This is a genomic window from Streptomyces sparsus, from assembly GCF_054776295.1.
The window spans coordinates 1-6,012 of the sequence record NZ_BAAHCA010000237.1 but is presented as its reverse complement, the minus strand read 5'-3'; the positions used below and the strand labels follow the sequence as shown (position 1 = coordinate 6,012).

At 73.2% G+C, this 6,012-nt stretch carries 6 protein-coding genes; 3 read left to right on the top strand and 3 right to left on the bottom strand.

What is annotated here, in order from left to right:
• Both ACYVE9_RS13135 and ACYVE9_RS13130 read right to left on the bottom strand, forming a co-directional pair.
• Window positions 1-606: alpha/beta fold hydrolase (locus ACYVE9_RS13135; RefSeq protein ID WP_461027997.1), on the bottom strand; the 606-nt coding region annotated here is incomplete at its 3' end.
• Window positions 603-2,150 (bottom strand): flavin-containing monooxygenase, encoded by a 1,548-nt coding sequence (locus ACYVE9_RS13130; protein ID WP_461027996.1) that lies wholly within the window; start codon window positions 2,148-2,150, stop codon window positions 603-605. The genes ACYVE9_RS13130 and ACYVE9_RS13135, both read right to left, overlap by 4 nt.
• 156 nt (window positions 2,151-2,306) lie before the next feature.
• Between ACYVE9_RS13130 and ACYVE9_RS13125 the strand changes: the two genes are divergently transcribed.
• A complete protein-coding gene (locus ACYVE9_RS13125; RefSeq protein WP_461027995.1) occupies window positions 2,307-3,308 on the top strand; it encodes a MerR family transcriptional regulator in 1,002 nt (333 codons plus the stop codon).
• A 232-nt stretch (window positions 3,309-3,540) separates the two neighbouring features.
• A complete protein-coding gene (locus ACYVE9_RS13120; protein ID WP_461027994.1) occupies window positions 3,541-4,542 on the top strand; it encodes a Gfo/Idh/MocA family protein in 1,002 nt (333 codons plus the stop codon).
• Window positions 4,543-4,585: 43 nt separating this feature from the next.
• Here the strand turns inward: ACYVE9_RS13120 and ACYVE9_RS13115 are convergent, their stop codons facing one another.
• Complete coding sequence (locus ACYVE9_RS13115; RefSeq protein WP_461027993.1) at window positions 4,586-5,389, bottom strand: exodeoxyribonuclease III; 804 nt, start codon at window positions 5,387-5,389, stop codon at window positions 4,586-4,588.
• A 26-nt stretch (window positions 5,390-5,415) separates the two neighbouring features.
• On the opposite strand from ACYVE9_RS13115, the gene ACYVE9_RS13110 reads away from it, so the two are divergent.
• Complete coding sequence (locus ACYVE9_RS13110; RefSeq protein WP_461027992.1) at window positions 5,416-5,892, top strand: GNAT family N-acetyltransferase; 477 nt, start codon at window positions 5,416-5,418, stop codon at window positions 5,890-5,892.
• Window positions 5,893-6,012: the final 120 nt, after the last annotated feature.

The window sequence follows — 6,012 nt, the reverse complement described above, 5'->3', positions numbered from 1 at the left end:
GGGTGAGGCGCCCGGCCCCATCGTGCCGTAGTGCAGGGCCCGCTTGGACAGCGCCGAGACGGGCCCCATCGGCGCCCGCGACCCCAGCAGCAGCCGGTGGGCGCGGGTGCGCGCGGCCAGGCCGCGGAAGGGCAACACCCGGGCCTCACCGAGCAGTCGGCGGGCGCCGGTGCTGCACAACATCAACGCGGCGCCGTGCTCCTGGAGTTGCGGCCGTCCGGCTGCGGCCATGATGGTCATGGCACCCATCGAGTGCCCTCCGACCACCGCCGGGGTGCCGGCTGCGAGGGTGGCGTCGAGCACCGCGCACAGGTCGTCGGCCAGCGCGTAGGTGCTGTAGCCGCCGGCGCCGGGGGCGGGTGAACGCCCGTGGCCGCGCTGGTCGTAGAGCACCACCCGGTGGCCGTCCGCGACCAGTCGCCGGGCGACCGGCACCCAGAACGCGGTGGAGCAGGTCCAGCCGTGGGCGAGTACCACCGCCGGGCCCTGCTCGGGGCCGTGCACCTCGGTGTGCAGCCGGGAGCCGTCGGGGGAGACCACCGTCAGCACCCGGGACGGTTCGAGTGGCGCGTGGTCGCCGGTCACGGTACGTGTGCGTCGCCTCATGCGGCGGCCTCCTCGTCGGTGGCGGCAGCCGGAGAGGCCGCCGGTGCGGTGACGCGCGCCGCGGGGGCGCGCAGTACCCGGTACTCCTCCAGGCGGACCTCCGCGGTGGCCCTGCGGAACTCGGCGGTCGTGCCGGGCCAGACCGTGGTGTTGCGGCCGTTGGCGTCCAGGTACCAGCTGTCGCAGCCGCCGGTGTTCCACACCGTGCGCCGCATCCGTTCCTGGATCCGCTGGTTCCAGGCGCTCACGGCCTGCGGCCGGGCGTCCAGCGCGACCCGTCCGCCGAGCGTGTCGAGCTGCTTCAGGAAGTCGGTGACGTAGGCGAGTTGGGCCTCGATCATCAGGATCATCGAGCTGTTGCCGAGGCCGGTGTTGGGGCCGATCACGGTCAGGAAGTTGGGGAAGCCGGCGGCGCTGGCACCGCGCAGCGCCTCCATGCCGCCCTTCCACGCCTCGGCGAGCGTGGTGCCGTCGGCGCCCTTCACCTTCCTGGCGATCGGCATGTCGGTGACGTGGAAGCCGGTGCCGAAGACGATCGCGTCGGCCTCCGCCGTGGTGCCGTCGGCGGCCACCAGCGTGCTGCCGCGGACCTCCTTCAGACCGGAGGCCACCAGGTCCACGTTGTCCCGGGTGAGCGCCGGATAGAAGGAGTTCGACAGCAGGATGCGCTTGCAGCCGATGCGGTAGTCGGGGGTGAGCTTGCGCCGCGTCACCGGGTCCTTGATCACCCGCCGCATGTGCCGGGCGGCGAGCCGCTGCACCAGGCCGAGCTGCTGGGGGTGCCTGGTGAAGGCGCCCACCTGGAGCTCCCTGATGCCCCACAGGATCTGCCGCCGCACCGCGCCGGTGACGGGCAGCTTGCCGTGCAGCCATCGTTCGGCACCGCTGATCGGGCGGTCCACGCGGGGCATCACCCAGGCCGGCGTCCGCTGGAACAGGGTCAGCCGGCCGACGGTCGGGGCGATGGCGGGCACGATCTGGATCGCGGACGCACCGGTGCCGATCATGGCGACCCGCTTGCCGCTCAGGTCGTAGTCGTGCTCCCAGCGCGCCGAGTGGAAGACCCGGCCGGGAAAACCGTCGAGTCCGGGGATGTCGGGGATCTTCGCGTCGGAGAGCGGTCCGGTGGCGGAGACCACCACGTCGGCCGTGAGGGTGCCCTGGCTGGTGTCGACGGTCCAGCGCAGCTCGTCGGTGTCCCAGGTCAGCTGCTCCACGTCGCAGTTGAGCCGCAGGTGCGGGCGCAACCCGAACGTGTCCGCGACCCGCTCCAGGTAGGCGCGGATGTGCGGCTGGCCGGAGAAGCTGCGCGGCCACTCCGGGTTGGGCGCGAAGGAGAACGAGTAGAGGTGCGAGGGCACGTCGCAGGCGCACCCCGGATAGGTGTTGTCGTGCCAGGTGCCGCCCACCGCCGCCCGGCGTTCCAGCACCACGAAGTCCGTGACGCCGGCCCGCCGCAGCTGCACGGCTGCTCCCAGTCCGCCGAATCCGGATCCGATCACCGCCACCCGCACGTGCTCACGCGCCCGCTCGCGCTCGGCCATGCCGCCTCCCGAGGTCCACCGAAAAACCGTGCCAGCAATCACTGGCACGTTCGCAGCGTAGGGCAGGCCCGTACTCGTGGGTAGAGGGTGAGCCGGGAAAAGTTACCGGCGGTTGCACCCCGCGTGGCGGGGCGCGTTCCGGCATAGGCTGACGGAGTGGGAACTTCCGACGAGCAGACCGGCGAGCACCCGGGCGCACCCCTCTGCGGGCGCGACACCCGGCACCCGCGCCAGCCTCCCGAGACCCCGGACGGCAACGACGGGACCACCGGGCACAGGCCCGGATCCGAGGCGTCGGATGTCGCCGAGGCTCCGGAAACCGCCGAAACCGCCGAAGCCGGTGGCGGCCCGGACGAGGGGGCCGACGACGGGCGCGAGTACCGGGCGGCCGAACTGGCCGCGGCCGCCGGCATCACCACCAGGACCCTGCGCTTCTACCGGGAACGCCGGCTGCTGCCGCCGCCGAGGCGCTCGGGCCGGGTCGCCTGGTACAACAACCACCACCTGGCCCGGGTGCGGACCATCAGCAGCCTGCTGGCACGCGGCCACACCCTGGGCGGCATCGCCGACCTGCTCACGGCGTTCGAGAAGGGCCGCGACTCCCGCAACGCGGCCGAACTGCTCGGCCTGGGCGAAGCCCTCACCCCGTCGTTCTCGGAGGAGGAGCCGGTGCGCCTCACCCCCGAGGCGCTGGCCGCCTACTTTCCCGGCGACGACTCGGCGGAGAACCTCTCCACCTCACTCGAACTCGGCTATCTCGCGGTGCGGGGCGACGATCTGGTGCACGTCAGCCGCCGCCTGCTGGAAGCCTCCTCCACCCTGGTCCAGCAGGGCATTCCGCTGGCCGCGGTCCTGGACGCGGGCCGCGACGTGCGCACCCACGTGGAAGCCATCGCCACGGTGTTCGCGGAACTCGTCAGCACCCACCTGCTGGCGTCGGACCGCGACCCGGAGGTGATCGCGGCGGCCGTCGAGCGACTGCGCCCGTACACCAAGCAGGTGGTGGACGCCGAACTGTCGATGGCCCTGGACCGCAAGGTCCGCACCGGCCTGGACGCCTGGCTGCGGGAACAGCGCGCGACCCGTCCCCCGTCCCTCGGCACGCCCGCCGGCCCGACCCCGCCCGACCCCACCACGCCGGAGGCCGAGGGGCCGTAGAGCGCCGACCCGGAGGCCGACGGCCGGTAGCCGGAAGCAGCGAGGAGGCCTCCGTCACCGCCGCGGGCCTCCCGGCCTCCGACCGGCCGGCTCCCCTCCCCCGTTCCCCGGCCCGTCCGTGGCGCATGTCATCCTGCTGTCAGCCGAACCGGTTAAGTGACCGTTCAACCGAAAGCCCGCACAGCCCCGGCGACGCCCCGACACCCTTCCCCTCCCGCTCTGGAGCAGCTCCATGGAACCCCTGCGCATCGGCGTGCTCGGCGCGTCCCGGATCGCCGAGAAGGCGCTCGTCGCCCCCGCCCGCCTCGCCGGACACCGGCTGGTCGCCGTCGCCGCCCGCGACCGGACCCGCGCCGACGCCTTCGCCGCCCGCCTCGGCGTGGAGCGGGTGCTCGGCTCGTACGCGGAGCTGCTCGCCGACCCGGAGGTGGAGGCCGTCTACAACCCGCTCGCCAACGGCCTGCACGGGCCGTGGAACCTCGCCGCGGTCCGGGCCGGCAAGCACGTGCTGACCGAGAAGCCGTTCGCCTCCAACGCGGCGGAGGCCGCCGAGGTACGGGACGCCGCCGCACAGGCGGGCGTGGTGGTGCTGGAGGCGTTCCACTACCTCTTCCACCCGGTCAACCGGCGACTGCACGCCCTGCTGGACTCCGGCGAGCTGGGTGAACTGCGGCACGTCGACGTCTCGTTGCACATACCCGAGCCCGCCGACGACGACCCCCGCTGGTCGCTGGAGCTGGCCGGCGGCGCCCTGATGGACCTGGGCTGCTACAGCCTGCACGCCATCCGCCGACTCGCCCCCTGGGGCAGCGGAGCACCGCGCCTCGTGACCGCTCGCGGCGGCGAACGGGCCGGACACCCGGGAGTCGACGAGTGGCTCGACGCCGAACTGGCCTACCCCGGCGGGGCCACCGCGACGTCCCGCTGCCACATGGCGGCGGACGACGTCCGGTGGGGGCTGCGGGTGACGGGCTCGGAGGGTGAGGCGAAGGTGCTCAACTTCATCCAGCCCGACCTGGACGACCGCCTGGAGGTCACCACCAAGGCCGGCACCCGCGTCGAGGAACTGGGCCGACGCAGCACCTACGCCTACCAGTTGGACGCCTTCGCCGCCCGCCTGCGCGACGGCACCCCGCTGCCCATCGACCCGGACGACGCCGTCGCGACGATGGCCCTCATCGACGACTGCTACCGCGCCGCCGGCTTCCCCACCCGCCCCCGCTTCACCGGCTGAGACGGGCGAGGCACCGCGGGCCGACGGACCCGACCGCGCGCCCTCAGTGGTCGTAGACGACCGTGACGGGCGCGTGGTCGGACCAGCGCTCCTCGTGGGTCGCGGCCCGCTCCACGTACGCCTTCACGGCGCGGGCCGCCAGGCCGGGGGTCGCCGCCTGGTAGTCGATGCGCCAGCCGCTGTCGTTGTCGAACGCGCGGCCCCGGTAGGACCACCACGAGTACGGGCCGTCCGTGTCGGGGTGCAGCTCCCGCACCACGTCGACCAGACCGCCGTCGGCCGGGTCCAGGACGCGGCTGAGCCAGTCCCGCTCCTCGGGCAGGAAACCGGCGTTCTTCCGGTTGGCCCGCCAGTTCTTCAGGTCCGCCTCGCGGTGGGCGATGTTCCAGTCACCGCAGACGACGACCTCCCGCCCGTCGGCCGCCGCACGTGCCCGCAGCTCCTTGAGGTAGGGCAGGAACGCGCCCATGAAGCGTTCCTTCTCCTCCTGGCGCTCGGTGCCGACGTCACCGGACGGCAGGTAGAGGCTGGCCACCGTCACACCCGGCAGGTCGGCTTCCAGGTAGCGGCCGGAGTCGTCGAACTCGGTGACGCCGAAACCCGTCCTCACCTCGTCGGGTTCGCGGCGGGTGAGCAGTGCCACACCGGCCCGGCCCTTCGCGGCGGCCGGCGCCCACGCGGTGTGCCAGCCGGCCGGCTCCCGTACCGCCGCGGTGAGCTGGTCGGCCTCGGCGCGGACCTCCTGCAGGCAGACCACGTCCGCGTCGGTGTCCGCCAGCCACGGCAGGTAGCCCTTCTTGGCGGCGGCCCGCAGACCGTTGACGTTGACGGTCGTCACTTTGAACATCTCTGCACCCTACATACGATGCGGTCATGCACATCGCGACCCTGCGCTACGACCATCCCGACGCCCGGAAGCTCGAGGCCGAGGTCCAACTCGAGTACGCCGTGCGGTACGGAGACGAGGGGGACGTCACACCACTGGCACCGGAGATGTTCGAGCCGCCCCACGGGCTGTTCCTGGTCGTCTACGACCAGAAGGAACGACCGGTCGCGACCGGCGGCTGGCGTTCGCAGGAGCGCAACGACGAGGGCTACTCCGACGGCGACGCGGAGATCAAGCGCATGTACGTGGTCACCGAAGCGCGCGGCCAGGGTCTGGCCCGGCGGGTGCTGGCCGCCCTGGAGGAGGACGCACGCGCCGCCGGCCGGACCCGGATGGTCCTGGAGACGGGCACCCAGCAGCCGGAGGCGATAGCCCTCTACACGTCGAGCGGCTACACGCCCACCACCAAGTTCGGCCTGTACCGTCACGAGCCGCTGAGCCGCTGCTTCGCCAAGCCGCTCTGACGAGCGCCGTGTCCGGACCCCGTGTCCGGCTGCCGTGGGCGGACCCGGCCCCGGACGCCACGGGAGGACGGCCGACGCCCGGCGGCCCCCGCGTGCCGGGGTACGCCGCCGGCGCGGTAC